The following is a 25544-nucleotide window of genomic DNA, read 5'->3' on the forward strand; positions in this document are numbered from 1 at the left end:
GGTCAGCTCCCCTGATTCGTGGGTGGGGTGGGCGGAAGGGGGGCCCGGGGCGGGGCGCTCTCCGTCGGTCCGGCCGGGGTCGGTCCGGGCACCGTCGGGCGGGGAGTGGTCTCCGTCGTCCCCGCCGGGGCCGGGGTGGAGCCAGCCGTGGCCGTGCCGGTGCTTCCGCCCTGCGGGGTCGACGCCTCGGGGGCGGCTGTGCTCCCCCCCTGCGGGGCGGGTACCTCGGCCGTGCCCGCTCCCGTGCCCGGGGCCGGTACCTCGGCCGTGCCCGCTCCCGTGCCGGGGCCCGGCGCGGGAGGCCGCTCCGCCGGCGGCGCGTCGTTGCCATCCTCCCCGGCCGGTTCGGCCGGTGCCCCGCCGTCGGCGTTGCGGCGCGGCGGGACGACGGTGCCGCCGCCGTTGGCGGCCGGCCCGAGGTTCGCGTGGGCCGCCATGTTGGCCATGCCGCTCTCCAGGGTGCTGAACCCTGCCGATGCGGCCTGTAGGCCGAGGCCAACGCCGCCGCCGACGCTTCGCCAGAACCCGCCGCCGCCGCTGTTGGAGCCGCTTCCGGCGGAGGTGCTGTTGTCCTCTTCCAGGGCCTTGGTGTAGCCGGAGCCGCCGCCGACCGCACCGGCGCCCGCCACGGCCGCGCCGCTGAATCCGCCGAACGCGGCCGAGACACTGCTGCCGACGGAGCTGATCATGCCGGACGCCACGGAGTTGCCGCCGCCCGCTTCCACGGCCGTGATGAACCGGGCGAGGACCGGCCAGGCCGCCGCCGCCAGCAGGAAGACGACCAGGCCCACGATCACGTTCTGCACGCCCTCGGCGTGGCCCATCGCCCCGAAGCCGATGGAGAAGCAAGCCACCATCGCGAGCTTCGCCAGTGCCAGCGCGGTGAAGGCCCGGCGTGCCTTGGGCCACCACTCCGCCGTTTCGTCGGAGAGCTGGCCGGCCACCGCGATGGGCAGGGTGGCCATGATGATCATGATTCCGGCCTGACGGAGCAGCACTTCGATCCACAGGGCGCCGATGATCAGGATGCACAGGATGCCCACCACGATGACCACGCCGACGGCCTGACTCAGCACGCCGCTCCCGGTGACCAGCGCGGCGCCGCCAGCGGCAGCGCCGCCGCCGCCCGAGACCAGGCTGGCGAACAAGGTGCCCAGCTGCTGCTTCATCGCCGCGGCGGCGTCCTGCTCGCCCGAACCGCCGCCCTGGAAACTGGTGTTGATGATCCAGATCGAGACCGCGTCGATCCAGTACAGGATCGCCTGCGCGGCGCTCGCGTAGACGGCCAGCACCACGGCGTACTTGCCGAGGCCGGTCAGCACGGTGACCAGCGGGGCACCCTGCTGGGAGATGGCTACCTTGGCGAACTGGATCAGGGCCAGGAAGGTGGCGACCAGCACGGAGAGCACCGTCATGATCCCGGTGACCTGCCCGATCCCGGTCTTGCCCAGGTCGATGGTGGACGCGGCGTTGAAGGCGTCCGCGAACTGCTGCAGGAGCCACACCACGCCCTCGCCGATCGCCCCGGCGGCTTCCTTCATGGCGCTGGCGGCCATCTTCGAGATTTTGCCCGCGACCCAGTCCGTCGGACCGCTGACCGGTGGCGGGTACAGGCCGATGCCGAACGACATGCACTGTGTGAAGGTGTCGCCCTTGTTGACGCACTCCTTCAAATACTTGGAGAGCTTCGGGTAGTTCTCGGCGCCGTGGTCGGCGCCGGCCTCCCACTTGGCCAGCTGCTTGAGCTCGTACTCCTTGCGCTGCTCGGGCGTGCAGCCGTCCGTGTGCTCGCTGCACGGGGCGACGGTGCCCGGGAGTTCCCCGCCCTCCAGGCCGCAGCCGTCCGCCTCGGCGATGATGCACCAGTGGCCGTCCTTGTCGACGCCGATGGCCAGCCCGCCCTCGCTCCACTCCTTCGGCGGCTCCTTCGGCGGGCCGTAGGGGGCGTGCTTGGACGGGTCGTCGGCCATCGCGGCCGGCGCCGCCACGCCCGTGCAGATCAGGAACGTCAGCAGCAGGGTCAGCAGCCGCAGCAGGCGCTTGCCTCGGTTAGTCCGCACGGACCACCACCCACCAGCCGTCCAGCCATGCGGCCCGCGAGTTCGGGTCGTAGGCGACGGCGAACGTCCTCTTGGCGACGTACTGCGGGTCGGTAGTGATCTTCCAGTCCCCGTCTTCCCACTTCATGATCACGTCGGACAGCTGGTCTTTCAGCGGGCTGTCGTCCGGCGCGGCCTTGGGCAGCGTGGCGGTACGGCTGTAGTGCAGCCAGACCTGGACCACGGTGCCATCGGGCGTCAGCGACTTGCCGCGCACGGCGTCCACGTTCGTGGTCACCGTCATGCCGGCCGGGGTGCCGCCGGACGGCGGCAGGCCCACCGCCTCCCGCAGCTTGCGCACGTCGGAGACGGCCTTGTCGATGCTCGCCTCGGAGCCCTTGGCGGTGATGGTGGTCAGCTGTCGGCGCACCATGTCGTCATCGAGCAGCGACAGTTCGTCCATGTGGTAGGTCGCCGCCGAGATGGCGCCCAGGCCGTCCTTGGGGAAGCCGATCGAGGCCCCGTCCTTCTGGCCGGTGGGCACCTTGAGCTTCACCGGCTTGGACTTGCCCGGCGTCATCGTGCCGGGTTCCTCCGTGCTGCTCGGCGATGGCGAGCCGGCCGTCGCCGACGCGCTGGAGGTGGGGGCCGCGAGCGGTCCGCCCTTGTCGGGGTCGCCGTCGAGGTTGACGACGAGCAGAACGCCGCCGCCGGTGAGGGCGGCGGCGACCAGGGCGCCGAGGCCGATCAGGCGAAGGCGGGCGCGCTTGGCAGCGCGTTCGTGCTGCTGCATCAGCCCGCCGCCATCTTGTAGGCGGCGAAGACGAGTCCGGCGATGCAGGCGATGCCGATCCCCGAGACCAGGCTCATCACGATGGCCTTCTTGCCGCGCGCCGCGAGGCCGCCGCGGTCGGTGTTCTCGCCGATGCCGACGCACGCAAAGCCGATCAGGCCGCCGAGCGTGGCCAGGGCCAGGCCGCCGCCGGCGGTCCAGCCGAGGATGGTCCCGGTCGGGTTCTTGACGTTGTCCGGCAGCGTCGGGGTGAAGTTGGGGATCGGGTTGGTGACGGGCGGCTTCGGCGGGTCCTCGGCGAGGATGTGCAGGTGCGGGTCCGACAGCAGCGCGTTGACGGTGCTCAGGAACTGACTCATAGGGACACCTTCTCTGGTACGGGCTGTGCGGAGTGGATCGGTAGCGGCAGGGCGGCCGGGGTGGCCGCGGCCGGGAGCGGGTCGCCCCAGGAGGCGTGGGCCGAGGTGAGGACTGCCCGCGCGAGCTGGTCGGCGGCCTGCAGCGAGCGGGAGCCGAGCCGGCTGACGTCGCGCAGGCCGTAGGTGCGGAGCTGCTGGTCGTAGGGCACGTGGACGAGGGCGCCGACGCGCGGCTCGATCATCGTCTTCCCGGCCTGGACGGTTGCGGGAAGCCGGCCGTCGGCGGTGGAGACCAGGGCGACGACCATCCGCTCCAGCGGCAGGCCCTCGGCGGTGGCCGCCTTGAGCGCGGTCTCCAGGGCCTGCATGCCGGAGGCGGTCGCGGCCGCGCACACCACGGGCACGCTGAACGGCAGCGCGCACCACGCCGCCGTCGCCCCGGAGCGGCCGGCCGTCCGGGCCGCGACGATGTCGTGTGCCATCGGGTGCGCGGTGTCCGCGACCACCGCCTGCCAGCCGCCGACGGCGGCGAGCTGGTGCCAGGCCGCCGGGTTGTCCACCGGCGGGAGCGGCGGTGCGCTCCACTCCCGGTTGTCCGTCAGGACCTGCCACTGCGCGCCGCCCAGGCCCTGGCGCCTGCTCGCGGCCGCGTGGACCTGGCGCCTGCTCAGCGGCTGGTGCGGCGGGATCGAGACCAGTCCGGACCCGGGGTCCGGGGTCCATTCCGGCCAGGGCGAGGCCAGGCGGTGTGCGAGGTCCAGGACCACGCTCGACCCCGACTGTGCCAGCGCGGCGGCGAGCAGTCCCGCCACTGTCGATCGTCCGCTGCCGCCCACGGCGGAGAGGACGGGTGTCATGACCCGGGCGTGGGAAGACAGCACCACGGCGGGTTGAGCTTTTCGTGCCAACGTTCCCCCGAATTGCAATGTGCGGTCGTGCTCGGGCAATCCCTCCCATGGCTGCCGGGCCCGCGCGTCAGTCTAATCTCGGTACCGAACACATGTCCCGAGACTTATTTTGTTGACGATCAGTCAAATGGGGGGCGGGGGCAGGTCAGTAGGATGGTTCATCCCCTTTAACGCTGGAATGCACCAATTGACACGCCTCCGGATGGCGGAGTGCTCCGAGCTGGGGACTTAATGCCGCCGGGCGCGTCGTGGGGCGATGTGAGAATGGGCGCTCCGCTCGCTCCCCGCGGTCCGCCGCAGGGGGCCGGAAGTGCCGGAACGGCTTGGACGGTTTACGACTGAGGGGGGCGGATTGCAAATCAATCGGGGGCTGGCGGCCGCCGTCGGCGCGGTGGCGATGAGCCCGCTGGCGTTGGGTGTCGGGCTGGTCATGTTCATTTCCATGTTCGATGACGACTCGGGCGGCGGGGGCGGCGGGTCCGTCCTGGTCGGCTCCGGGACCCTGCGGGTGGGGCCCGGCGGAGTGCCCGAGCAGTACGCCGATTTCATCCGGGGCGCGGCCGCGGCGTGCGACCAGGGGCTGAGCGCCGGAGTCCTCGCCGCGCAGATCAACGCGGAGTCCGCGTTCGACCCGAGGGCCGATTCCGGCCAGGCCCAGGGGATCGCCCAGTTCACTCCGGACACCTGGAAAACGTGGGGCAACGGCGGGAACGTCTGGGAGCCGGCCGACGCGATCGCCGCGCAGGGCCGGTTCATGTGCTCCCTGCTCAAGACGGCGAAGGGCCACCCGGACTACAGCGCCAGCCCGATCGAGCTCGCGCTGGCCGGCTACAACGCCGGATGGGGCCGCGTCGACCAGTACAAGGGCGTTCCGCCCGTCGAGTTCGCGCAGGGGCAGACCTACAACTACGTCAAGAAGATCATGGAGGACGTCAGGAAGTTCACCATGTCACAGGACACCACACCGGTTGACCTCCCGGCGGACTACCAGCTGCCCGAGGGCACGCCGGAGCAGGTCAAGACGGCCGTGGCGTGGGCACTGGCCCAGCGCGGCGGCTGGTACCAGTGGGGCGGCAACTGCACGAACCCCCTCGGTGACGAACCGATGGGCCGCTGTGACTGCTCCTCCCTGACGCAGCAGGCGTACGCCAAGGCCGGGGTGTCGATCCCCCGTGTGACCTACGCCCAGGTCAAGATCGGCACCCGGGTAGGCATTGACGACGTGAAGCCCGGCGACCTGGTGTTCAACGCAGGGTCCGACGGCAGTGACGACAGTCCCGGTCACGTCGGGATGTACGTCGGCAACGGCATGATCGTCGAGGCTCCGCACACCGGTGCGCAGACCCGGGTGGTCGCCTACGACGGTTGGCGCAACAGCACCAAGGCGACCACCCGGATCACGCAGGTCGTGCGGGTGGTGCAGTGGTGAACGGACAGGAGGGCACGATGCTGACCGAGGACCAACTGGCCCGCCCGTGGGGCGAGGCGGCGGCCGACTTCTGGGCCGCCCCCGCCCCCGCCCCCGCCCCCGAGCCGGAGCCGGAGCCCGAACCGCAGCCGGAGCACCACGACGAACCGGTGACCTACACCGAGCCGCCCGTCTACGCGGCGGCCCGCCGGAGCGCGCCGCCGCCCCTCCCCGGGCCCCCGCCGGCCCCGGCCGCCCAGCGGGTACCGCCGGCCGTCGTCGCTGCCCAGGCCCCGCCGCAGCCGATGCCCGCCGCCTACCGCGACCGCATCGAGGACCTGGCCAAGAAGCTCTCCAGGCCGCAGACCAACCTGCAGATGATGCTCGCCGAGAGCGAGGCCCAGCACCTGGACGCCGAGATCACCGCAGCGTTCGGCCCCGCCGACCAGAACACCATCAACATCCGCGAGTTGCGCGGCATGATCTCCCACCTGCAGGGCCAGCCGGCCGCCGCCGCCCGCTGGCACCTGCACACCACCGGCCTGCAGGCCGGAATCTCCGGCACCGGCCACGACCTGACGAAGGCCAGCGCCCGCCGGGCCTACGCCATGTGGGCCGCCATCCGCGACCCCGCCGAGCGGGCCGCGGTCGGGGCCGAGATCCTGCCCATGCTCACCGTCGTGGCGGGCTCCGGCGCCAAGCCCACCAAGGCCGTCCAGAAGTTCCTCGCCGGGTAGGCCGCGCCCCCCGGCGGCCCTCTCCGCCCGCCGCGTTCGAAGGCCCCGGACCCCTGGTCCGGGGCCTTCGCCGTTCCCGCCCCCAGGGCTTTCCGGGCCGTCCTCCGGGTGGGTGAAATCTCCCTCGCGTACGCGAGCGCAGTAGGGGGGAAAGTGTCCAACTCGCCCCACTATCAAGCTACTTGACGGCACATCATGCGATGTGTCACGGTCTGTTCCGCCCGACTCCGGGCCCCGAGGAAAGGACCCCCCATGCATGCCCGCACCGCTCCCCAGCCGGTCGACGTCCGGCTGATCGGCGGCGAGATCGCCGTCCGCGCGCTGGCCGAGTCGATCGCCGCCACCCCCGGCAGCTCGCCCGCGTCCTACGCCCCCAGTCGCAAGGGCGCGGGCCTGCGCGCCTACCTGTCCGTGGTGGTCGACCCGGCCGCCCTGGTCCGGCCCGGCCCGGCCGCGCCGACCTCGCCCACCGAGCGCGCCGACCAGGCCAAGCGCCGGCGCGACCTCGGCGCCGAGGTCGGCGCCCTGGTCGACGGCGAACGGGCCCTGCTGGCCGCGCCCTGGTACCCGCCCCGGGCCGGCGACCTGGTCCACGCCGCATTCGGCGCCGGCCCCGGCAGCGACACCGAGTTCGGCGAGACATACCTGGTCGAGGCCGACGACTCCGGCGAACTGGCCCTGCGCCTGCTCGCCTACACCCCCGTCGGGGAGGGCCTGGCCGGGGCCTACGCCGTCGGCCCGGTGCTCGGCGACGTGCTGTTCGACCTGTGGATGGAGGCCGGCCCGCATCGGCTGACCGTCGTCCGGCACGGCCGCGTCGTCCACGACGGCCCCAACGCCCGCTGACCTGCGAAGACCTACGGAGGAGAGATCCATGGCGAACCGACTGACCGAGTACCGCGAGGACCAGGCCGCCGGGCGGCTGCGCGTCCCGATCACCGCCTACCGGTGGGCCGTCCACACCGGCATCGCTCCCAAGCCCGGACCGGGCGGCACCTGGTCCCGGGAGCAGGTCGAGGCGATGGACCGGGAGGCGATCCGCGCCGCCGTCCCGGCCGGCGGCTGCCTCAGCGGCGGCCAGGCCGCCGACCGGATCGCCGAGGCGATCGGCCGGCCCAACGAGACCCACAGCCGGGCCAGCGTCGCGGTGTTCGTGGTGCAGCAGCTGGTCGGCCGCGGCCTGCTCACCGACCTGTCCGGCAATCCGGACGGCTCGCTGCTGCACCCCGACCAGGTCGCCGAGGTCTGCCGCCGCGACGACCTCGCCCGCCTGGTCGCCGAGGAATCGCCCCTCGGCCCCGAGCAGGCCGCCGCCCGCCTCGGCATCCGCCGGGCTGACTTCGACCACGTCACCCGACTCGGCTGGCTCACCCCGGCGACCTACTGGGAGGTCCGGTTCGGCACGTCCAGGGCGGGCGCCGTCTACGTGCCGGTCTACCGCACCATCGAAGTCGACGCCCTGTGTGCCGCGCACCCCGAGGTCAACTGGGAGGCGGTCAGGTCATCCGGTCGGAGGAAGCGCTCCCCGCTGGCCGCTCTCAAGCCGACCAGTGAGGCGGTCGCATAGCCGCAGATCAGAGGACCCATAGGGGAGTTGAGAACGCGCCGCTGGCGTGCTGGCATGCCAGCACGCCAGCGGTCTGGCGTGTGGAAGTGCTTGCGGACCCCTCCGAACTATGCGCATACTTGGGGGGCCGGAAGGTCGCGGACCCCCGAATCGGGACCGCCTCCCGGCGTCTCCGCTCGATCCACCAGCGCGCGAATCCCGCCGCGCCAGAGCCCGAGGAGCACGGACATGCCCGACGCCATCACCGTCACCAGGATCACCCCCCGCGGATTCACCGGCGACGAGCCCCAGCCCCAGCAGGCCGGCGACGGCGAGGACCGCCTGGCCTGGCTCGCCGCCCGCTACTACAACACGCTCGCGCCGCGCTCCGCCGAGGGCGACAAGCTCGCCGCCGTGTACGAGGCGGCCCAGGCCGAGGCGGACCAGCTGTGGACCGCCCTGGCGAGCACCCGCACCGACGGCTGGGCCGCCGCCCACCACCGTTGGGTCCTCGCCGAGGACGCCGCGGCGGAGGCCGGCGAGGAACTCGTCAGCGCCGACCGCCACCACGACTGGGCCGAGGACCGGCTGACCCTCGGCGACCGGGCCCACTACTTCCTGAGCAACGTGATCACCGAGACCCCGGGCGCCCGCTGGCCGTACGGGCCCGGTGGCGGGGCGACGGTCCGGGCCGCCCAGGCCCAGCGCACCAAGCGCGAGAGCGCGGCCGCCAAGACCCTGGCCGCCCTCGCCCCCTGACGTACAACAGTCCAATGACCGAGAAGAAGCCCGACTCCGAGCTGCGGATCAGACGCGCCGGAAGCACGGTGCGGCGCAACCTCACCCTGTCCGAGTCCACCGTCCAGGAGGCGGAGGCCCTGGCCGACGGCCGGTCCCTCTCCCTGCTGGTGGACGAGGCGCTCGGCGAGTGGGTACGCCGCAAGACCCGAGCCGCCCAGCGTGTGACCACCGCCACCGCCGCCGTGCCCACCGCTGGGCAGAGCGACCAGCCCCAACCCGATGAACTGGCATCCGACCCCGAGAGGAAGCCGTGAAAGACATCCCGAACGACGAGATCACCGGCACCATCACCGCGTTCAACCTGGAGTCCAGCACCGACGGCTCCGCCGTCCTGGTCGCCTACACCAAGGACGAGAACGGCCGCATCGGCCGGTCCTGGCTGCGCTTCGAGCCGGAGTCCGTGGCCGCGCTCCGCAGCGCCGTCCGCAACCGCCTCCCGGAGGCGTCGGCCTGACGGCCCGGCCGGGCGGCACGGACCACCTGTCCGTGCCGCCCGGGGGACCGGCCAGTCCGGCACCACCCACCAGGCCGGGCGGCCGACCTCTCACACCAGCCGCCGCCCGAACTACTCCCCGAAACGAGACCAGCATGCGCCTGACCATCACCAGCTTCGGCTACCTGCACAACAGCGTGACAAGGCCCCAGCCCGCCGCCCACTGGAGCGCCGATCTCCGCGAGCACTTCCGCGACCCCCACGTCCGGCCCGAGATGCGGCACATGACCGCCCGTGACGCCGAGGTGGTCGACGCGGTGCTGACCACCCCCGGCATCGCCGAACTCCTGGACTCCGCCATGGCAGCGGTGCGCGCCTTCGCCACCGGCCCGGCCGGCGACCGGCCGATGACCGTGGCGGTCGGATGCGCCGGCGGACGCCACAGGGCGGCTGTTTTCGCCCAGGAGCTCGCCCGCCTGGCCCGGCCCGAGGGCTACGACGTCGAGGTGGTGCACCGCGACCTGGACCTGCCGGTGGTCGAGCGGACCGACGGCCAGAGCGCCCAGGACGCCGCCCGCGACCAGCTCACCGCCGCGTTCGCCGAGGCGCTCGAACGCGCCCTCTCCGACGGCTACATGGGCCTGGACGCGGACGAGATCGCCGGCCAGCTCGCCGACATCGCCGCCTCCCTGCAGCAGGGCACCGTCCCCCGCCCGGCGGCCGAGCCGGCCGCCACCGGCCAGACGACGCTCACCGTGGGCGGCATCACCGTGCGGGGGGCCGTGAACGTGGGCCTGGTCGCGGGCCACATCGAGCGGTTGACCATCAAGAAGAACCGCCCCTGAGCGCCGTCCCTTCCGAATCCGTCACGAGACCAGGAGAGATCCACCATGGGCGAGTACACGCCTACGGACATCACGCCGCCCGAGCTGCAGCCGTCGGCGCTGACCCGCCACGTGCCCGACTGGGCCGAGGCGGCGCCGACGCCGGCCGACGTGACCGACTGGGCCGAGCGCCGGGCCGCCGCGCTCGTTCCGTTCGAGCTCGACCACCGGGGCTGGCCGCTGCACCCCCTTGGCCGCACCGGCCGCACCGGCCGCAACCTCGGCAAGTGGGGAGAGAACCAGGCGGCGGACCCGATCGTGGTCGCGGGCACCGGCCAGGACCGCCGGGTCCTGCTGATTACCCGGGACGACATCCGCCAGGAGGCCATCCCCGGCGGAATGGTCGAGCCCGGCGAAACCGCGCCGCAGGCTTTGGTGCGCGAGCTGCGCGAGGAGACCGGGGTGGACCTCTCGGACCACCGCCCGATCATCCTCGGCCGGGACGTCGTGGACGACTGGCGCCAGTCGGACCAGGCGTGGGTCGCCTCCACGAGCGCCCTGTACCTGCTGCCCGCCACGGTGACCGCCGTCGGCTCCGACGACGCCCTCGAAGCGACCTGGTGGCCGTTCGCCGACCTCGCCCAGCTGGACGCCGCGATCGCCGCCGCCGGACGCACCCTCTACGCCGCGCACCGGCCCCTGCTGCAGCGCGCCCTGAACCACCTCGCCGGCGCGTAGCCCCGATTCCCATCGGCGGGGCGGCCCCGACCTCTCACAGCCGGCCGCCCCGCCTGTCCCCGAAAGGACAGCCCCATCATGACCCACCCCCTTCGCACCATCGCCACCGACGCCCTGGCCGAGGGCGCCGACGTCCTGCAGGTCCAGCGCGGCATCCTTGCCGCCCTGATCCGCCTCGGAGACCTGATCGCTGACGCCGACCAGGAGAGCGCCGAGGTCCTCGCCGCGGGCCAGGCCGAGCGGGCGGCCGAGCGCACCGACCGCGAAGCCGCCGAGGCCCGGCTGCTGGAGCTGGAGGACCAGGCCCTCGCTGTGCTGGAGAGCGCCGGCCCGATCGGTGTCACCGACCCGCTGTTCGCCGAGATGCTCGCCAAGCAGGGGCTGGAGGTCACCCGCCGTCAGCGCCAGGAATGGCTGGACCGCTGGAGCTGGGGTGTCACCGCCGTCAAGCGCCGCGGCGAGAGCGGCCTGCAGGTCTTCGTTCACGCCTCGCACGCCTCCCCGGTGGCGTAGAACCGTCCTGACAGCCGACGTCCCGCCCGCCCCGGACGGACCCCGCGGCGGGCGGGGCCTCGGCCGCCAGGCCGATTCCACCAACACCGAAGGACCCCCAATGAGCAAGGACAGAACGGTGGTTGACGCCGCCCGCCGCGTCCGCGAGGACGGCGAGGAGCTCGGCCGTCCCCCGGACCGGACCCCCGCCGAGCTCGCGGCCGCCGCCGTCGAGGAGCTCCGCGCGCTCGCCCGCCGCACGGAGCGCGCCGACTGGACCACCCGGCCGGGTGACCTGCGCGACGTCGTCGCCAGCCTGCAGCAGCTCGCCGGCCACCTGCCGCAGGCCCTGGCTCAGGTCGCCACGGCGCTGGACCGGCTGGACACCCAGGAGCTGATCCTGACGACCGACGGCACCGACCCGGTCACCCAGTCCGCCCGGGTGCTCGCCGTCCTGCAGCGCGCCCAGATCCAGGCCACGACCCTGCGCGACGTCCTTGGCCCCGCCGCCGCGATCCTGGCCACGATGGCACCCGCCCGGGACGAGTTCGGAGCCCCGGCCCCGCCCGCCGCCTACGAGGGCGCCCCCGATCTGCTGGACGAGGCGGAGCTGGTCACCGGCCAGGCCGGCCGCCTGCTCGCCGGTGACCTCTCGCCCGCCGAGGAGCGGGAGTTGCTGCTGCGCAAGGCCGCCCTGGCCGACCGCACCGCGCTGACCGCCGCCGACCGGGGCGAGGTCGCCGAGCTGGTCGAGCGCCTCGCCCAGGGCGCCGCCCGCGACGCGTTCGCCCTGCTGCAGCACGACCGGCGGGCGGGCACCTCCCAGGGCGAGCACAGCGCCGACTCCCCGCACTGGGATGCCTCCGGGGGCCTCGCGGCCTACGTCCGTACCCAGTACCTGGCGTGGAGGATCTCGTGAGCCTGAACACGCACGTGCACACCGTTGGCTGCGACGCCGCCGGATGCCGGGCCGCGTTCTCCGCCACCGTGAGCCCGGGTGCCCCGGACGGCACGGCCTACGACCAGGCCGAGCGGCTCGGATGGAAGGTCCGCAAGTTCAAGCCGTTCGACCCGTGGGACGACCCGTTCGCCCCGCCGGAGGAGGACCGGTGGCCGCCCTGCCAGGACGGACGAGGCCCGGTCACCGACACCGGCACCTGCCTGTACTGCGGCGGAGCCGCCACCCGCACCTGCCAGTGGTGCGGCCGCCGGCAGCCCGACACCACCGAGGAGAACTGATGCTCAACGGACTCGAACCCCACCTGCGGTACCTGCCGGTCGAGCACCGCGAGGGGTGCACCCGGGGCTGGGAGGTGGCCGTCCACCAGGGCACGGGTTACCGCCGCTACCCCGAGAAGGGCCACGCCTGCAAGGTCAACGAGACCGACCCCGACGGCTACGACTGCTCGCACGGCGATACCTACGAGAAGACCACCGTGCGCCTGCTCTGCCGGGGCTGCGGGGCCGCCGTCGAGCTGGACGGCGAGCGCGTCCGCCAGCGCGGGCACGTCCCCGAGGACATCGGGATCGACCTGGCTCCGAAGAAGGCCGGCGACCTGTGGCTGCACGCGGGCCCGCGCCGGGGCCTGTACGAGGGAAACCCGGGCTGGTACGTCGTCGCCACCCGCAAGACCGGCCCGCTGACCGAGGCCGACATCGTCGGCGAGATCACCATCGGCACGACCAAGCGCGGAGCCATCGTCTGGTCCGCCACCGCCGGACTCGACATCCGCGTCAACAAGCAGCCCGGCGACTTCTTCCGCCACGGCTGGCACCGCCGCAGCACCGACCAGACGTTCAAGACCCCCACCGCCGCCGCCCGTTGGATCGCCGGCCAGCTCGCCGAGCTCGCCCAGCAGGCCACCGACCAGGAGCGGACGCAGTGACCACCGCACCCACGCCCGAAGAGGCGTACCGCACCGCCCCGTCCCTCCCGGCGGAGATGTCCGAAGACATGACCGGCCTCACCCGGTGGATCGCTGGCGAGCTCCCCACGGCCCAGTGGCGCGAGTACCGGCTGCGGCATGCCGCCCTGGCCGACCGCAACGCGCTGCTTGCCGTGGACACCGCCGCCCACTACGCCCGCAGCCGCTCGACCCAGGCCCGGCAGGCGCGTGAGCTGCGCGAGGAGATGGTGAAGGCCGCCGAGGCGGCCGCCGTCGAGCTGCAGGAGTGGGACCGTGAGCACGGGACCACGCTGGGCCCCCTCGGCCCGGACGGCAAGGACACCCGCGATTACGTCCGCAGCGAGTACCTGGCGTGGGCCGCTTACCAGGCCCGCCCGGACGGGGAGTTGACCGAATGAGCGCTGCACCGACCCCGGCCGAGGCGTATGAGACCGCCCCCGACCACCCCACCGAGATGCAGGCCATCATCAACATCGGCACGGCCGTCGCCGCAGCCGGCGGCCGGCTCGACCAGCACCGCCCGTGGCTGCTCCGGCAGGCCGCGATCATCGACCGGGGCGCCCTGCAGGCCGAGGCAGAGCCCCGTCTCGGCGGCCTGCTCGGCGGCCGCGGGGACGGCCCGGACTGGATGGACGAGCGGGTCGTCGCCAACGCGACCAGCACCGCGTTGGCGCTGCTGGAGTACGACCGCACCCACGGCGGCCACCTCGGCCCGCTCGACCCGCACACGCCCCAGCAGGCCGCCGACCCGCGCGGCTACGTCCGCGCCGAGTACCTGGCGTGGCGAACACGCCAGCTCGCCGACCAGAGCGTGGTCGGGGCCGCGATGCGCGCCACCGCGGAGGTGGGCGACGACGCCACCCTCGCCTGGCAGGCCGCCCAGCAGGGCCGGCCCTGGAGCCGTGACGCCCTGCTCGACCTCGCCCGGCGCAAGGTCGTGGTCCAGCGGTGCGCGGTGGACTTCGGGATCGCCGCCGTCGCCGACCAGCACCGCGCCGAGGCCGAGCTGCGGGAACTGGAGGGAGAGGCCGATGGCCACGCCCTGGCGTAGGCACCGCTGGCTGCTGGGCATCAGCGAGGCACTCCAGGCCGGGGCCAGCCTGCTGGACATCGAGGTCGAGGAGGAGGTCCGGCTGTGGCTGGAGACCCTCAGCGACGCCGAGTTCGCCATGGTCCTGCGCTTCGCCGAGCTGCTCGCCGTCCAGGGCCGCGAGCTCACCGAGCCGTACGCCAAGCGTCTGGAGCACGGCGTGCTGGAGCTGCGGCCCGGCCCGTACCGGGTGACGTTCTGGCTCCCGGAGGACCGGCCCGCGGCGGTGCTGCTGACCGCGTTCCGCAAGAGGAGGGACAACGACCGGCCCGCCAAGGAGAGGGCCTACCGGGCGAGAAAGGCGTGCGAGGCCCACCACCACGCGCCCGGGGAGCATGATGTGTGGAGCAGGAACGCGAAGGAGGCCCGGCCGTGAGCAGGCAGAGCGACGTTCACACCCGGTGGCCGATGGCCACCGACGGGTGGGAGAGCCACCCCGAGTACATCGCGGCGGGTTGGCGCATGGCGCTGGCCGGTGCGGTGTACGAGCGGCGGACCGCGCTCGGCTGGACCGCGGCCGAGCTCGCCGAGGCCGCCGGCCTGGCCGAGGACCTGGTCGAGGAGATCGAGACCTCCGCCGTGGACCCGACCGTGCCGGTCCTGCAGGCCCTCGGTCGGGCGTTCCAGGCCGACGCCACGCTCGCGCTGACCCAGGCCGAGCCGGGCCTGCGGTTCGTGCCCCGCGCGGCCTGACCGCACCCCGGAGACCGGAGCCCCTTCCCGAGCAGTGGGGAGGGGCTCCACCACATCCGCGACCGGGCACGCCAGCATGCTGACCGGCCCGCACGCCAGCCCGCTGGAGTGGTACATATGTGCAGGTCGGGGCACGTGAAGCTGTCGCAGCCGCTGGCCCGGACGCCGGATCGTGTGGGATGGTGGGCCCCGCCGGCGGCCCTCGGCCCGCCCCCGTTCCACTCTGTCCCGGAAGGACTCAACCAGGTGCCTACGCCCGCCAAGGACCAGTCGAAGGACGAGTGGTCGCACTTCTCCTCCTACGCGCCCGAGGGCCTGCAGATGCAGTTCCGAGTTGTCTGCGACCTGCTCGGCATCGAGAAGCGCGAGGGGCTCAAGAAGGCCATGGAGCTGTTCGTGGCCAAGAACCCGCCGGAGAAGCTGCTGCAGCGCCAACTCCGGGGCAAGTGAGCAACGGCCGAGGCCCGCACCACCGACGAGGTGGTGCGGGCCTCCAACGTTCCGTGCCAGCGGCCTACTCGGGAGAGTCCCCCTCGGGGGCGGCGGCCCTGGCGGCGGCGGCCTTCTTGAGCGGGGGCAGGTAGCCGTCGAGGGAGGCGGCGATCAGCCGGGACAGCGGGATTCTCCGGCCGATCTTCCTGCTCCACTCCTCCACCAGGCCGTCGAGCACCTCGCGCTCAGCCCCGGTCAGGCGGAAGGACAGCTGAGTCTCTTTCTCCGTCTTGGGCAGCCGGCGGTGCGACGGCGCGGTGCGCGGGAACAGGCTGTTCGCGGGCCGCACGGCGGGCGGCGCGAGCAGCTCGCCCAGCGTGCCGCTGCCGTGGCAGTGGTCGATCGCGTCCATGAGGATCACCGCGCGGGGCTGCCGGGCCCTCCGCTCGAACTTCTCGAACCTGCTGATCACCGAGAGCGGCAGCAGCGGCTTGACCTCCCGCGTCAGCCCGCTGTCCGGGTCGCTCTCGAACCCGTCGTCCAGGTCGTCCTCGCCGTCGTCCGCTTCCACGGCCGGGGCCGTCCGCTGACCGGCGGGTGGTCCGGCCGGACCACCTGCCGCCGCCGGGGCGGCCTGGCCGCTCGGCGCGGGCACGGGGTCGGGCTCCGGCGCGGCGGGAGCAACCGCGGCAGGGGGCTGTGGAGTTGGAGCGGTGGTCGGAACAGCCGGCGGGGCGCCGGGGGGTGCTTCGCCGGGCTGCGGCGGCCGCGCACCGGAACCGCCCACCAGGTTGCGCATCCGGCCGCGGCTGCCGCCGAAGCCGCCCACCGCAGGGTCCGCCGGCGGGCGGACGACGGGCTCGGGAGTGCTCACGCGGCGGCCTCCAGCTGCTCGATTCCGATGATGCGCTCGATGACCTCGGCGCCCAGGTCTTCGTAGTCCTGGCCGACGGCCTCGGCGGCGTCGGAGGCCAGGACGATCCCGGCCGCCCGGTCCTTGCGGACCTGCCACCACTTGGCGCCGTCGGTGGAGCGCGAGAGCTCGAAAACCGTCTGGCCCCGGTCGCGGCACTGCTCGGCGACGGTGTCCGCCGACCGGATGAAGGCGTCGAACACCGGCACGTCGGCGCCCACCCGGCTGAGCACGGCTTCGATCCGGCGACGCTGGCGCACCACCTGGCCGGTCGGCCGGGGCGGCGTGCCGTCCTTGGGCCTGGTCATCGTCCGCTTGAAGTCGAACAACACGACGCCGAGGAGCTCCAGGGCGGGGTTGTAGCGGGCCGCGTCTTCGAACCGCCGGCTGACCTTGGCCAGGCCGCGGCGAGAGGCGGCGTCCAGGTGCGCGGGGATCAGCACCCACCGGGTGGCCGCCAGCGCGAGTTTCTGGATGTTCGCCTCGCCCGGCGGGCAGTCGATCAGAATCCAGTCGTACTCGTGGGCGACCTTGGCGAGCGCCAGCGCCAGGTTCAGCCAGGCCCGGTCGCCGTCGCGGGTCACCCGGGACATGATGTCGGCGCCGAGGAGCTCCAGGTTGTCGCCGCTCGGCACGACGTCCAGCTGCGGGCGGACGTCGCGGATGATGTGCAGCGGCCGGCCGCGCAGGATCGCGTCCTCCAGGCCCTCGCCGTTGTCGTCGCCCTCGCGGTCCTGGTGGCCCAGGTCCAGGCCGGTGTTCGCCTGCGGGTCGAGGTCGACCACCAGGACCCGCCGCTTGGAACCGCTCTCCACCATCAGCTCGGCCAGCAGCACGGCGAGGTTGCACACCACGCTGGTCTTCCCCTGGCCGCCCTTTCCGTTGATCACCGCGACCGTCCTGGTCAGGCGCGGCTGCAGCCGCGCCACCAGGTCCGCCAGAACGATGTGCTTGAGCGAGGGGGCCCGCCACGACGGGTCCTCGCGCACGCTCGGCGGCGCCTCGGGCGCCTCGGCCGGCTGCTGGCCGGTGGTCTGTGACGGCAGGACGGCAGGCCCCGCGAAGGTGGCAGGCACGGCAGGTTGGGTCATCTCTCGCTCTCGTCCTCTCGCGGGGTGTCCCGGAAGCTGGAGCACCCGACAGTGCTCATCGCACTATCCAACCGCACGCGGACCCTTCTGCGGCGCATCGCGCCCACCCCCGCGCACCGCGCCTCCCGTCCGCCAGAGGGACGGGAGGCGCACATGACGGGGTGGCCATGCCCGCACGCCGCAGTGCGTCCGGCGGCGCCCTTGCAAGCGGGTACCACACCGCGTGAACGGGCGCGCGTCACATCGCTCTGCACCGCGCGCTTGATCACGCGCGCCCGGCCGCTGGCACGCGCGGATGTAATGCTGGGGACCACCCCGTGGCCGCACTCGTGCACACACGCGTTCCTGACGGTGAGTGCGCATCCGTATCAGCGTCAGTGAGGACAAGCGCCTACGCGTGCGCCCCAGAAAGCCGACACGCCAGGGTTCGGCACGGCGTTCACCAAAGTGTGACCAAGGCCGTGCAGAAGATCGGTCCTTTGCGCTTTCTTTGCTCGCATTCAGAAGAGCTGAGCGACACGCGGCAGCGCTCCCAAACGGCGGCTGGCCTGCGGAAATAGCCTGGCGCGGACTGCTCGCCGGCCGCCTCGGGACCGGTGGTCGGCAGGCGGAGGACCTCGGCGGCGGCCAGGGCGCTCAGTCTTCCCACCCGGCCTGGCCTGCGGAATCTCCGGGTCATGCTCCGCCGGTGCAGCACTACTGTCTGTCTCGTCACATGCCCGGTGATCATCGCCGGGCGGGTACCGAGACGAAGGGCGGCGGACGTGCATGCACTCGTGACGTGGTTGGAGAGCCACCCCGGCTATGTGGTCGCCGCGGTCGTGGCGGCCACCGGCGCGTGCGCCACCGCCCTGGTCCTCCGGGCCGTGGTCCGCTCGCGGACCCAGCTTCGTCTCGCCAGGATCGCCAAGGGGGAGAAGCTGGAGAGCTGGAAGATCAGCTCCGGCTCCGCGATGGCCGCGCTCGGTGCCCTGCTCGCCACCGGCGTGGGCCTGAATACGAACTGGCATTTCGTAGGTGACAGGCTCCAGATCACCGACAAGTACGAGCGGCTGATGCTCTTCGCCGTCGCGGAGACCGCCCTGCTGGCGTGCGCGCTGATGGCCCGGCAGTCCCTGCGCGACAGCGCCAAGCCCGCCAAGGACGGCCAGCCCGGCACCCCCGGCACGACCGGCGCCGCCGGGAAACTGGTGTGGGTGATCACGGCGGTGGCCTCGGTGTCCGCCGTCGCCGAGTCCCGGGACATCTACGGCGCGATCTTCCGGATCGGGTTCGGCCCGCCGGCCGCCGCCGTGCTGTGGCACCTGGCGATGGGCATCGAGATGCGCCACGGCGGCCGCAGCACCTCGGCCAACCTGGTGGTGCTGCTCGTCCGGGAGGCGCGTGAGCGCCTGCTCTCCCACCTCGGCATCACCGAGGGGGAGCGCAAGGCCGACCAGATCCGCCGCGACCGGGCTTTCGGCCGGGCCGTGGAGCTGTCCGTCCGCCTGGCCCGGCTGCCGAAGGGCTCCCGGCGGGCGGTACGCACCGCCCGCCGGCTGCAGGTCGAGTTGCGGACCGCCGGCGTCGCCCGTGACCCGCGCCTGCGCGAGCTGCTGCGGATGGAACTCGCGGTCGCCCAGCACGCCGACGGCCTCACCCGGATGCGGCAGCCGAGCCCGTTCGCCGTCGAGGCCGCTGTCGCCCCCGCCGGTTCGCTGTCGGCCCGTGTCGCCCTCCCCGTCGTGTCGGCCGCGGCCGCCGTCGGGGCGACAGGCCCGGTGTCGGTGTCGGGTGGCGCTGTCGCCCTGTCGGGTGCGCCCCGACAGGCCGTCATGTCGGGGCCGGTCCCGGCTGTCGCCTCCCGTGCCGTCACGGCCCGGGTGCCGGCCGGTGTCGGGTCGACCTCCCCGGTGTCGTGCCCGACATCGGGTGTCGCCCCGACGGCCGCCACGGGCGCCGTGTCGCCCTCGGCCGCCCCGGTGTCGGGCGCGGCCCCGGCTGTCGCCCGACAGGCCGCTGTCGGGCCCCTGACGGCCCCTGTTGGGCCGTCTGCCGGGTCGGCCGCCCCGGTGTCGGGCGGGCCGGCCTCCACGGCGACGAGCGGGGCGACGGCGCTCGCAGTCCAGCCCGCCGCAGCTCAGGCCCCTTCCGCGCCGGGGACCGACCCCCGCCTTGAGCAGATCCGGCTGTGGCTCCAGACCGAGCCGGAGCTGACGGGCGCGGAGGCCGGGCGTCGGCTCCAGGAGACCGAGCGCACCGGACAGCGGCTGATGAAGCAGGTCAAGGGGCAGGCCCGACACCTGCACGCCGTCCACGGGTCGGGTCCGGCCGTGTCGCCCTGACCCGACAGCCCGACAGCCCGACAGCCCGACACGCAGGACTGCCGGGCGCGGCAGCGACCCGACAGCCCGACACCGGTCCGCCGCAAGGCCCTGGCACCCGACAGCCACCGACACGCGGTGTCGGGTGCCAGGGCTGTCGGGAAGGCGCCGGCGACAACCCGCCCCGACAGCCGGCCGTGTCGGGGCGACACCTCGGGCAGTCTGCGGCCATGCCCGACAGCACTCAGCACGGGCGGGTCCTGGCCCCGGCCGTGCGAACGGCGCCGGGCCGTCAGCAAGCCCAGCGGCCTACTTTGCGCCGTGGGTCAGAGATAGGAGACCGGACCGAGGCCGGCGCCAATCCCCGACAACCTGCTGAGCGACCTCACGGCGGTTCGCCGGTTCAGGCGCGCCAGCGATTGATCGGGTTGATGCCCCGGGCCAGGTCGGTGCCGACCATCACGGCGGCGTGTGCCCACCAGCCGAGCCCGTGGGCCAGCATCAGGTAGACGACGCTGGCCACGATCGGACCGTAGAGGTGCAGGATGATGCCACCGAGCAGGGGCATCGCCGCCGGGTCACAGCGAACCAGCACCGCCATGGTGACCGCGACCGCTGCAGTGCGGGCGAAGAGGCGGGCGGTGAATTCGTGTCCGGGCCAGCGACCGCAGGGGTCCAGTACTGACCGTAGGCCGTCGAGCGGGTTCGCCGATCGGCCGCGCTCGGTGGGCGCCACCAGGTCGTTCAACGGAACCTCCTACCAGTCGGCGGCTGACATTACTTTATGTCACGTGAGATTGACCATCCGTGATTTTGCGTTGAGGAACATCTCTGCGAAAACCGGCGCCAAGCCCTCCGACTCCCGATGCCACAGATAACAGGGTCGCTTCGCGCGCTCCCGCACGGGCGGGTCCTGGCGGCGGGAGGAAGGCGGGGGAGGGCGTCCGCTCCTACGCCTGGTACAGCTCGCCGGTGATGATCCGTTCGGCGATCTCCGCGATCATGTCGCGCCGGGTGGCGGTGCCCTTGGTGGGTGCCGCGTAGCCGGGAGGCAGTGCGCGCTCCACCGCGTCCACGATGGCGGTGACTGTGAACGTCACGCCGGTCTCGACCGCGAGGCGGGCGATGTCGGCGGTTGCCTGTTCGGTGCGGGAGATCAGGTCGCGGACGAGGAACTGCGGGTGGGGATTGCTCATGGTCTGACGCTAGTGGGGCGGTCGCATCGGCCGCTGAGGTTCGGGGCATGAGGAACAACCGGCTGGCCCCGGCCGCCCGAACGGCGCCGGGCCGTCAGCGGTTCGCTGGCGGCCCGGCGGCAGGAAGGCGGGGAGGGTGTCACCGGCCCCCGGGGCCCTGGTGGATCAGCACCAGGGCGGTGGCGTCGTCCCGGTCGCCGCCGCGGACCTGCCCGGCCGCGCCGACGAGGGCCTCGGCGAGCGCCCGGGGGTTGTGCCCGTAGCCGCGCAGGACCGTGCCCACCAGTTCCTCCAGGCCCTGGTGGTCGACGCTGTCGTGCACGCCGTCGCTGGTGAGGATCACCACCGGGTCGGGGATCTCGACCTCGCGGACGGTGGCGACCACGGCGGTGGAGAGCGAGACCCGCACCCAGGCGTCGTGGTGCGCGGCGATCTCGGCCGGCACTTCGTTGTGCTGGCGGACCCACTGGCCCATGGTCTGGTCGGTGGAGTAGAGGGTGAGCCGCTCGCCGTCCCAGCCGTAGGCGCGGGCGTCGCCGACCCAGGCCACCCGGGTGGTGCTGTCGCCGGGGGCGGTGACCGCGACGGCCGCCACGGCGTCGGGCTCGGGTTCGTCACCGGCGCCGGGGTCGGCGATCAGCTCGCCCGCGCCCAGGAGCCCGGCGAGCACGCCGCGGCGGGCGGCCGTGCGGGCCGCCACCTCGGCCAGCAGGGCGGCGGTGCGGGCCACCCGGTCGGAGTGCCCGATGCCGTCGACCAGGGCGGCCCCGACCGTCTCGTCCGCCAGGACGAAGAGGGCGGTCGCGTCGCCCGAGGGCGCGGCCGAGCCCTCGCGGGTGGCCGCCGCCGTGTCGACCCGGGTTCGCTCAGTGGTAGTCATGGCCGCAGCCTAGGGTGCCGCGTGGCCAGGCGTCAGCGGAACGGTGACGTCTCAGCCTCCCGGCCGACGTCCCTCACGGAATGCAGCCAGGTGTTGAACGCCTCCCGGTAGCGGGGTCCGCCCGGACCCGGGTGGACGGGAATGGGTTCGGGGCCGTCGCCGGGGCGCCAGAGCGGACCGGCCGGCGGGTGGGCGGGCAGGGTGTCGTGGTGCCCGTCCCAGGTGGCGACGGTGAACCCGGCTCGGGCCAGGGGCGGGTCGTAGGTGGCGTCCACGAGCACCCAGCGGTCGCCGATGCGCACCTCGGTTGCGGTGTGGACGTCCTCCCGGCTGGCCAGCAGCAGGACCTCGGCGGGTTCGGCGGGGAGCAGGTAGAGCCAGCGGACCCGGCGGACCGGGTACCCGAGCCGCCGGAACTCGCGGTCCAGGTAAGCGGACTTGGCCAGGCAGTCGCCGCGGCCGGCCGCCGGGAGGCTGTCGGCGTCGTGTGCGCCGTCGGTGGCGTACGGGATCGCCCTGACCGTCTCGAACAGGTGCAGCCGCCGGTCGAGCTCCCCGGCCATCAGTGTTCCGCCGAGGGCTGCACCAGGTCGAGGACGACGGCGGTGGCATCGTCGCGGTAGCCGTCCGCGCCCGGCTCGGCGGCGGCGACCAGGACCTCGGCCAGGGTCTGCGGGGCGTCCGCGTGCTCGCGCACCAGGCGCTCCAGCACCTCGGCCTCCACCTGGTCGTGCACACCGTCTGAGGTCAGCACCAGCCGGCCGCCCGCGGGCACCGAGACGAAGGGGACGGTGGCGGGCACCGCGCTGCCCAGGGTCACGCCGACGAAGTCGGCCAGGGCGTGCACGGGCACCTCCGCCCCCGCGGCCCGGCCCAGGTAGGCGGCGAGGTTGTGGTCGGTCGTCAGCTGCTGCAGCACCGCGCCGTCCCAGCGCCAGGCCCGGCAGTCGCCGGCCCAGAGCAGTTCGGCGCCGCTGCCGTCCGCCCGGGTCACGGCCAGGACGCCGACCGCGTCCGGGTGGCCCGGGTCGGCCAGCAGCAGCCCCGCCGACAGCAGGCCGGCCAGGCCGCCGCGCACCGCGCCGACGCGCACGGCCGTCTCGGCCAGCAGGGGAGCGAGCCGCACGATGTCCTCGCCGTGGCCCATCCCGTCGACCACCGCCACGGCCGTCCGCCCGGTGAGCGCCGACCGGTAGGTGGCCGCCGCGTCCGCGAGCGGCCCGCCCGTCCCCTCTCGCGTCGCCGTCCCGATCCGCAGGTCCTGGTCCACCGCTGCCTCCCTCAGTCCGGCCGTCCCCCTCGCGGATCAGGCCCCGTTCTTCCTATCGGCCCGGGGCAGCGCCGGGACACGCTCTTGGCGCACGATCCGGCACGGATGTTCCCGGCCGTCCGGCCGGGGTCGGATGCACGGCCTGCCGTGAAATCGCCGGTCCCCCGCCCGGCACCGGGGAGTGTCACCGTTCCGTTGACGCCAGCCGCACCGGGGCCCCCCGACGGAAAGCACGGCAAAGCCGTGAAGTCTCCCGCGGGCCGGGGCCGGCCTTCCAGGTAGCGGCGCGAAGCGCCTTCTTTCCTTGACCGCAGCCACCGGGCGGGCCGCGCCCGGCACCGCCCGTGAGGCCGCCCCGCGGCCGAGGGGGCGGGGACGGAACAGCGCGGGCCGCACAGCCCGCACCCGGCTTCGGCACCGGCCCCGTGCCCAGGCACGGCCTTCCGTTCAGTCTTTGGGGTCCTCAGCCACCATCGGCGCGAGCGGCCGGGGTGGGTGGTCGGGGACGGCAGACGTGGATGCCGCGCGGGGGTGTGCACGGGGCCCTCCCCAGCCCCGAATGGGCCCGCAGGGTAGGGCAGTTCGGTTCGCCACCGGGCCCCGTGCACGGCTCCGCTCCGCTTCGGCCGCCCTCGGGCGGCTGTCTAATCCAGGTTTATCTACGTAGAAAAACTGGGTGGAGGAGCGCCTTCGGCGCGCGCGGGCGGTTTATCTACGTGCTTTCGTTCCCCGCCGTTCGCACTGGTGCACGCCCCTCGCGCACCCTCACGAAGTGCTCGGGGCTGATCAGGGTGAACTGCGCTGACTGAGGAGGGGGTTCGGGTCCGCCGATTTCCCTTTTGGTTTATCTACGCAGAAACTAAACCTATGGGTATGACGGTGCTGGCGCTGGAGCCAGCCGATCGGGCCGCCTTCGATGATGCGGCGGCCGGCTACTTCGCGGTGGAGAAGAAGTGGCTGGAGAAGGCTCGCGCGACGGCCGAGGAACTGCCGACGCGGGCCGACCGGGCCCAAGCCCGGCAGGACGTCCGGGCCGAGCTGGCCCGCCGACGGGCCAGCGGGGAGCTGCTCGGCAACCGAAGCCTCATGGTCGCGGCCGGCCTTCGGCAAGTGCTCGCCGAGCGCGGCCTGGACGGCGAGTACAAGCCGGTGCCTCCCGGCACGACCTCACGGGGGCGCCCGGTGGGCGACAGCGACCGCAGGCACGGCCACGTCCGCGGCGAGGGCGGGTTCAAGGCGACGTTGCGCCTAGAGCTCCCGGCCGACCTGGAGGAGCAACTGCGGCGGGCTGTGTACTGGCACACGTGGGAGGTGATCGAGCAGCTGCGGAAGTGGGCCGACAAGTGGGGCGAGGCCCCGGAGATCAGGCTCCGGCAGGCCCAGGCCAAGGGCGTGCCCGCCGTCCTGGCCGCGCTGGCGGCGGTGCTCGCACCGCGGGCGACCCGGGCCGCACTGGAGGAGCGGGAGCGGCTGCGCGCCCAGATCGTGACGACGGGCGACCTGCTGCGCGAGGCCGTGCGGGCCGTGGCCGGCGGGCTCGCCCAGGAGGAACTCCCGCTCGACTTCACCGTACGGGAGCCGGACGAGGAGGATTTCTACCGCGACGCCCTTCCGGACGTCTAACTCACCCCAAGCACAGGCCAGTTGACGAGAAGGCCCCCCCGGACACCATCCGGGGGGGCCTCACGTTGTCCGGCTCAGATCGCCAGATCCTCCAGCCGCTGCAGGATCTCCTCCCGCTCGCGCTCGCCCTGCTCGCGGACCTCGGCGAGCACCGCCAGGTCCACCACCGCCTCGATGCCGGTCCGGACGGCGTCGAGCAGCTGCGTCGGGCTCAGCGCCTCGGCCTGGACAGTGGCGTGCATGTGCTCACCGCGCCGGTCGGTGCCCTTCTGCGGGGCGGAGGGCAGGCGGTGCTCGCGGATCTGCTCCGGTGTCACGGCGAGCCGGGTGAACGTCGGCTGCCGGTGGCCGTCGAGAATCTCCTCCCGGGTCAGCTCGCTGTAGCCGTCGGTGAGCTCGCGGACCAGGTCGTCGCGGGCGAAAGCGGCGACGTCCTCGGCCGCGCTGTCCAGGATGGACAGTCCCGACGGGTCGTAGTCGCCGACGTGCAGGACCCTGGTGGCCACCTCCCGGCGGGTGATCCGCATCGCGGCCCCGTACTTGGCGGTCACCGAGTCGAACCCGCCGCTGGAGTAGACCGTCACTCCGTAGTCGTGGGCGACCCGGGCCACCATCGGCACCATGCCGGCCGCCTCCACCCACAGCTCGACCGCGGTCGGCTGGCCGGCGTCCAGGGCCCGGCTGTAGTACCGGGCACCGCCCCGGACACTGTCCCAGTAGCTCTCGGGGCCGTCGTAGCCGAACGGCGCGCTGACGCTGCCGCCGTCGTCGCGGATGGCGTGCATGTCGATCAGCCGGGCCCGGCGGGCGCGGTTGAGCGTCTCGGTCAGCCGGTCGTACGCCTTTTCGGTCTTGTCGTAGCCGAACGCGCCGACCAGGCGGTAGAAGACCTGGCGGGCGGTCATAGGGAGGTACTCGCGGTTCTCGTGCAGCACGGCCTTGACCTGGTCGAGCAGGTCGAGGGTGGCGGCGCGCGGTGCCCACTCGGCGAAGCCGCGCGGACGGGTGCGGGTGTAGACGCGGCCCGAAACGGTGGTCATGATCACCTCTCCTTTCTCGAAAACCTGT

General features: G+C 73.4%; 32 protein-coding genes. 20 read left to right on the top strand and 12 right to left on the bottom strand.

Features of this window, described 5'->3' with window-relative positions:
- Positions 1–2 precede the first annotated feature (2 nt).
- From ACZ52R_RS35675 to ACZ52R_RS35690, 4 genes are read right to left on the bottom strand one after another with little or no spacing between them, the layout of a single operon-like run.
- Positions 3–2060 (bottom strand): hypothetical protein, encoded by a 2058-nt coding sequence (locus ACZ52R_RS35675; protein WP_465754871.1) that lies wholly within the window; start codon positions 2058–2060, stop codon positions 3–5.
- Positions 2050–2832 (bottom strand): hypothetical protein, encoded by a 783-nt coding sequence (locus tag ACZ52R_RS35680; protein ID WP_465754872.1) that lies wholly within the window; start codon positions 2830–2832, stop codon positions 2050–2052. The genes ACZ52R_RS35675 and ACZ52R_RS35680 overlap by 11 nt, the downstream gene beginning before the upstream one ends.
- A complete protein-coding gene (locus tag ACZ52R_RS35685) occupies positions 2832–3191 on the bottom strand; it encodes a hypothetical protein (protein WP_465754873.1) in 360 nt (119 codons plus the stop codon). Before ACZ52R_RS35685 ends, ACZ52R_RS35680 begins: the two co-directional genes overlap by 1 nt.
- Entirely contained in the window at positions 3188–4048 is an 861-nt protein-coding gene (locus ACZ52R_RS35690) for a hypothetical protein (RefSeq protein ID WP_465754874.1), read from the bottom strand. The genes ACZ52R_RS35685 and ACZ52R_RS35690 overlap by 4 nt, the downstream gene beginning before the upstream one ends.
- Before the next feature lie 403 nt (positions 4049–4451).
- Between ACZ52R_RS35690 and ACZ52R_RS35695 the strand changes: the two genes are divergently transcribed.
- The 18 genes from ACZ52R_RS35695 to ACZ52R_RS35780 all read left to right on the top strand — a co-directional run bounded on the left by ACZ52R_RS35695 (position 4452) and on the right by ACZ52R_RS35780 (position 15218).
- Entirely contained in the window at positions 4452–5528 is a 1077-nt protein-coding gene (locus ACZ52R_RS35695) for an NlpC/P60 family protein (protein WP_465754875.1), read from the top strand.
- Positions 5529–5545: 17 nt separating this feature from the next.
- Positions 5546–6244: a hypothetical protein gene (locus ACZ52R_RS35700; RefSeq protein ID WP_465754876.1), complete on the top strand. Its 699-nt coding sequence runs from the start codon at positions 5546–5548 to the stop codon at positions 6242–6244.
- A gap of 252 nt (positions 6245–6496) precedes the next feature.
- Entirely contained in the window at positions 6497–7090 is a 594-nt protein-coding gene (locus tag ACZ52R_RS35705; RefSeq protein WP_465754877.1) for a hypothetical protein, read from the top strand.
- A 28-nt stretch (positions 7091–7118) separates the two neighbouring features.
- Complete coding sequence (locus tag ACZ52R_RS35710) at positions 7119–7811, top strand: hypothetical protein (RefSeq protein WP_465754878.1); 693 nt, start codon at positions 7119–7121, stop codon at positions 7809–7811.
- A 228-nt stretch (positions 7812–8039) separates the two neighbouring features.
- Entirely contained in the window at positions 8040–8549 is a 510-nt protein-coding gene (locus ACZ52R_RS35715) for a hypothetical protein (protein ID WP_465754879.1), read from the top strand.
- Between the two features lie 14 nt (positions 8550–8563).
- Entirely contained in the window at positions 8564–8845 is a 282-nt protein-coding gene (locus tag ACZ52R_RS35720; protein WP_465754880.1) for a hypothetical protein, read from the top strand.
- On the top strand, positions 8842–9045 hold the full coding sequence (locus ACZ52R_RS35725; protein ID WP_465754881.1) for a hypothetical protein: 204 nt from the start codon (positions 8842–8844) through the stop codon (positions 9043–9045). The genes ACZ52R_RS35720 and ACZ52R_RS35725 overlap by 4 nt, the downstream gene beginning before the upstream one ends.
- A gap of 134 nt (positions 9046–9179) precedes the next feature.
- Positions 9180–9869, top strand: coding sequence for a RapZ C-terminal domain-containing protein (locus tag ACZ52R_RS35730; RefSeq protein ID WP_465754882.1), 690 nt, complete (start codon positions 9180–9182; stop codon positions 9867–9869).
- Positions 9870–9914: 45 nt separating this feature from the next.
- Entirely contained in the window at positions 9915–10586 is a 672-nt protein-coding gene (locus ACZ52R_RS35735) for an NUDIX domain-containing protein (RefSeq protein ID WP_465754883.1), read from the top strand.
- Between the two features lie 78 nt (positions 10587–10664).
- Positions 10665–11099: a hypothetical protein gene (locus tag ACZ52R_RS35740; RefSeq protein WP_465754884.1), complete on the top strand. Its 435-nt coding sequence runs from the start codon at positions 10665–10667 to the stop codon at positions 11097–11099.
- A gap of 100 nt (positions 11100–11199) precedes the next feature.
- Positions 11200–11997, top strand: coding sequence for a hypothetical protein (locus ACZ52R_RS35745; protein WP_465754885.1), 798 nt, complete (start codon positions 11200–11202; stop codon positions 11995–11997).
- Complete coding sequence (locus tag ACZ52R_RS35750) at positions 11994–12317, top strand: hypothetical protein (protein WP_465754886.1); 324 nt, start codon at positions 11994–11996, stop codon at positions 12315–12317. Before ACZ52R_RS35745 ends, ACZ52R_RS35750 begins: the two co-directional genes overlap by 4 nt.
- Positions 12317–12964 (top strand): hypothetical protein, encoded by a 648-nt coding sequence (locus tag ACZ52R_RS35755; protein ID WP_465754887.1) that lies wholly within the window; start codon positions 12317–12319, stop codon positions 12962–12964. The genes ACZ52R_RS35750 and ACZ52R_RS35755 overlap by 1 nt, the downstream gene beginning before the upstream one ends.
- On the top strand, positions 12961–13383 hold the full coding sequence (locus ACZ52R_RS35760) for a hypothetical protein (RefSeq protein WP_465754888.1): 423 nt from the start codon (positions 12961–12963) through the stop codon (positions 13381–13383). The genes ACZ52R_RS35755 and ACZ52R_RS35760 overlap by 4 nt, the downstream gene beginning before the upstream one ends.
- Positions 13380–14036 carry a hypothetical protein gene (locus tag ACZ52R_RS35765; protein WP_465754889.1) on the top strand — a complete coding sequence of 219 codons (657 nt, stop codon included), beginning with the start codon at positions 13380–13382 and terminating at the stop codon, positions 14034–14036. The genes ACZ52R_RS35760 and ACZ52R_RS35765 overlap by 4 nt, the downstream gene beginning before the upstream one ends.
- A complete protein-coding gene (locus ACZ52R_RS35770; RefSeq protein ID WP_465754890.1) occupies positions 14017–14451 on the top strand; it encodes a type II toxin-antitoxin system RelE/ParE family toxin in 435 nt (144 codons plus the stop codon). The genes ACZ52R_RS35765 and ACZ52R_RS35770 overlap by 20 nt, the downstream gene beginning before the upstream one ends.
- Positions 14448–14768: a helix-turn-helix domain-containing protein gene (locus ACZ52R_RS35775; protein ID WP_465754891.1), complete on the top strand. Its 321-nt coding sequence runs from the start codon at positions 14448–14450 to the stop codon at positions 14766–14768. The genes ACZ52R_RS35770 and ACZ52R_RS35775 overlap by 4 nt, the downstream gene beginning before the upstream one ends.
- Before the next feature lie 246 nt (positions 14769–15014).
- The gene (locus ACZ52R_RS35780) at positions 15015–15218 is read left to right on the top strand and encodes a hypothetical protein (RefSeq protein ID WP_465754892.1); all 204 of its coding nucleotides are present in this window, start codon (positions 15015–15017) and stop codon (positions 15216–15218) included.
- A gap of 64 nt (positions 15219–15282) precedes the next feature.
- Here the strand turns inward: ACZ52R_RS35780 and ACZ52R_RS35785 are convergent, their stop codons facing one another.
- The gene (locus ACZ52R_RS35785; protein WP_465754893.1) at positions 15283–16074 is read right to left on the bottom strand and encodes a hypothetical protein; all 792 of its coding nucleotides are present in this window, start codon (positions 16072–16074) and stop codon (positions 15283–15285) included.
- Complete coding sequence (locus tag ACZ52R_RS35790) at positions 16071–17204, bottom strand: ParA family protein (RefSeq protein ID WP_465754894.1); 1134 nt, start codon at positions 17202–17204, stop codon at positions 16071–16073. Before ACZ52R_RS35790 ends, ACZ52R_RS35785 begins: the two co-directional genes overlap by 4 nt.
- A 764-nt stretch (positions 17205–17968) precedes the next feature.
- Here ACZ52R_RS35790 and ACZ52R_RS35795 point away from each other — a divergent pair.
- Positions 17969–19528 carry a hypothetical protein gene (locus tag ACZ52R_RS35795; RefSeq protein WP_465754895.1) on the top strand — a complete coding sequence of 520 codons (1560 nt, stop codon included), beginning with the start codon at positions 17969–17971 and terminating at the stop codon, positions 19526–19528.
- A gap of 382 nt (positions 19529–19910) precedes the next feature.
- Here ACZ52R_RS35795 and ACZ52R_RS35800 read toward each other — a convergent pair whose 3' ends face one another.
- The 5 genes from ACZ52R_RS35800 to ACZ52R_RS35820 form a co-directional block, all read right to left on the bottom strand.
- Positions 19911–20255 (bottom strand): hypothetical protein, encoded by a 345-nt coding sequence (locus ACZ52R_RS35800; RefSeq protein ID WP_465754896.1) that lies wholly within the window; start codon positions 20253–20255, stop codon positions 19911–19913.
- A gap of 202 nt (positions 20256–20457) precedes the next feature.
- Positions 20458–20703 carry a hypothetical protein gene (locus ACZ52R_RS35805; RefSeq protein ID WP_465754897.1) on the bottom strand — a complete coding sequence of 82 codons (246 nt, stop codon included), beginning with the start codon at positions 20701–20703 and terminating at the stop codon, positions 20458–20460.
- Between the two features lie 139 nt (positions 20704–20842).
- A complete protein-coding gene (locus ACZ52R_RS35810) occupies positions 20843–21583 on the bottom strand; it encodes a hypothetical protein (protein WP_465754898.1) in 741 nt (246 codons plus the stop codon).
- A 32-nt stretch (positions 21584–21615) separates the two neighbouring features.
- Positions 21616–22146: a transglutaminase domain-containing protein gene (locus ACZ52R_RS35815; RefSeq protein WP_465754899.1), complete on the bottom strand. Its 531-nt coding sequence runs from the start codon at positions 22144–22146 to the stop codon at positions 21616–21618.
- Entirely contained in the window at positions 22146–22853 is a 708-nt protein-coding gene (locus tag ACZ52R_RS35820; protein WP_465754900.1) for a PP2C family protein-serine/threonine phosphatase, read from the bottom strand. The genes ACZ52R_RS35815 and ACZ52R_RS35820 overlap by 1 nt, the downstream gene beginning before the upstream one ends.
- Before the next feature lie 867 nt (positions 22854–23720).
- Here ACZ52R_RS35820 and ACZ52R_RS35825 point away from each other — a divergent pair.
- The gene (locus tag ACZ52R_RS35825; protein ID WP_465754901.1) at positions 23721–24476 is read left to right on the top strand and encodes a hypothetical protein; all 756 of its coding nucleotides are present in this window, start codon (positions 23721–23723) and stop codon (positions 24474–24476) included.
- Positions 24477–24550: 74 nt separating this feature from the next.
- On the opposite strand, the gene ACZ52R_RS35830 is transcribed toward ACZ52R_RS35825, so the two are convergent.
- Complete coding sequence (locus tag ACZ52R_RS35830) at positions 24551–25516, bottom strand: hypothetical protein (RefSeq protein WP_465754902.1); 966 nt, start codon at positions 25514–25516, stop codon at positions 24551–24553.
- Positions 25517–25544: the final 28 nt, after the last annotated feature.

The organism is Kitasatospora sp. NPDC034023 (assembly GCF_055575795.1).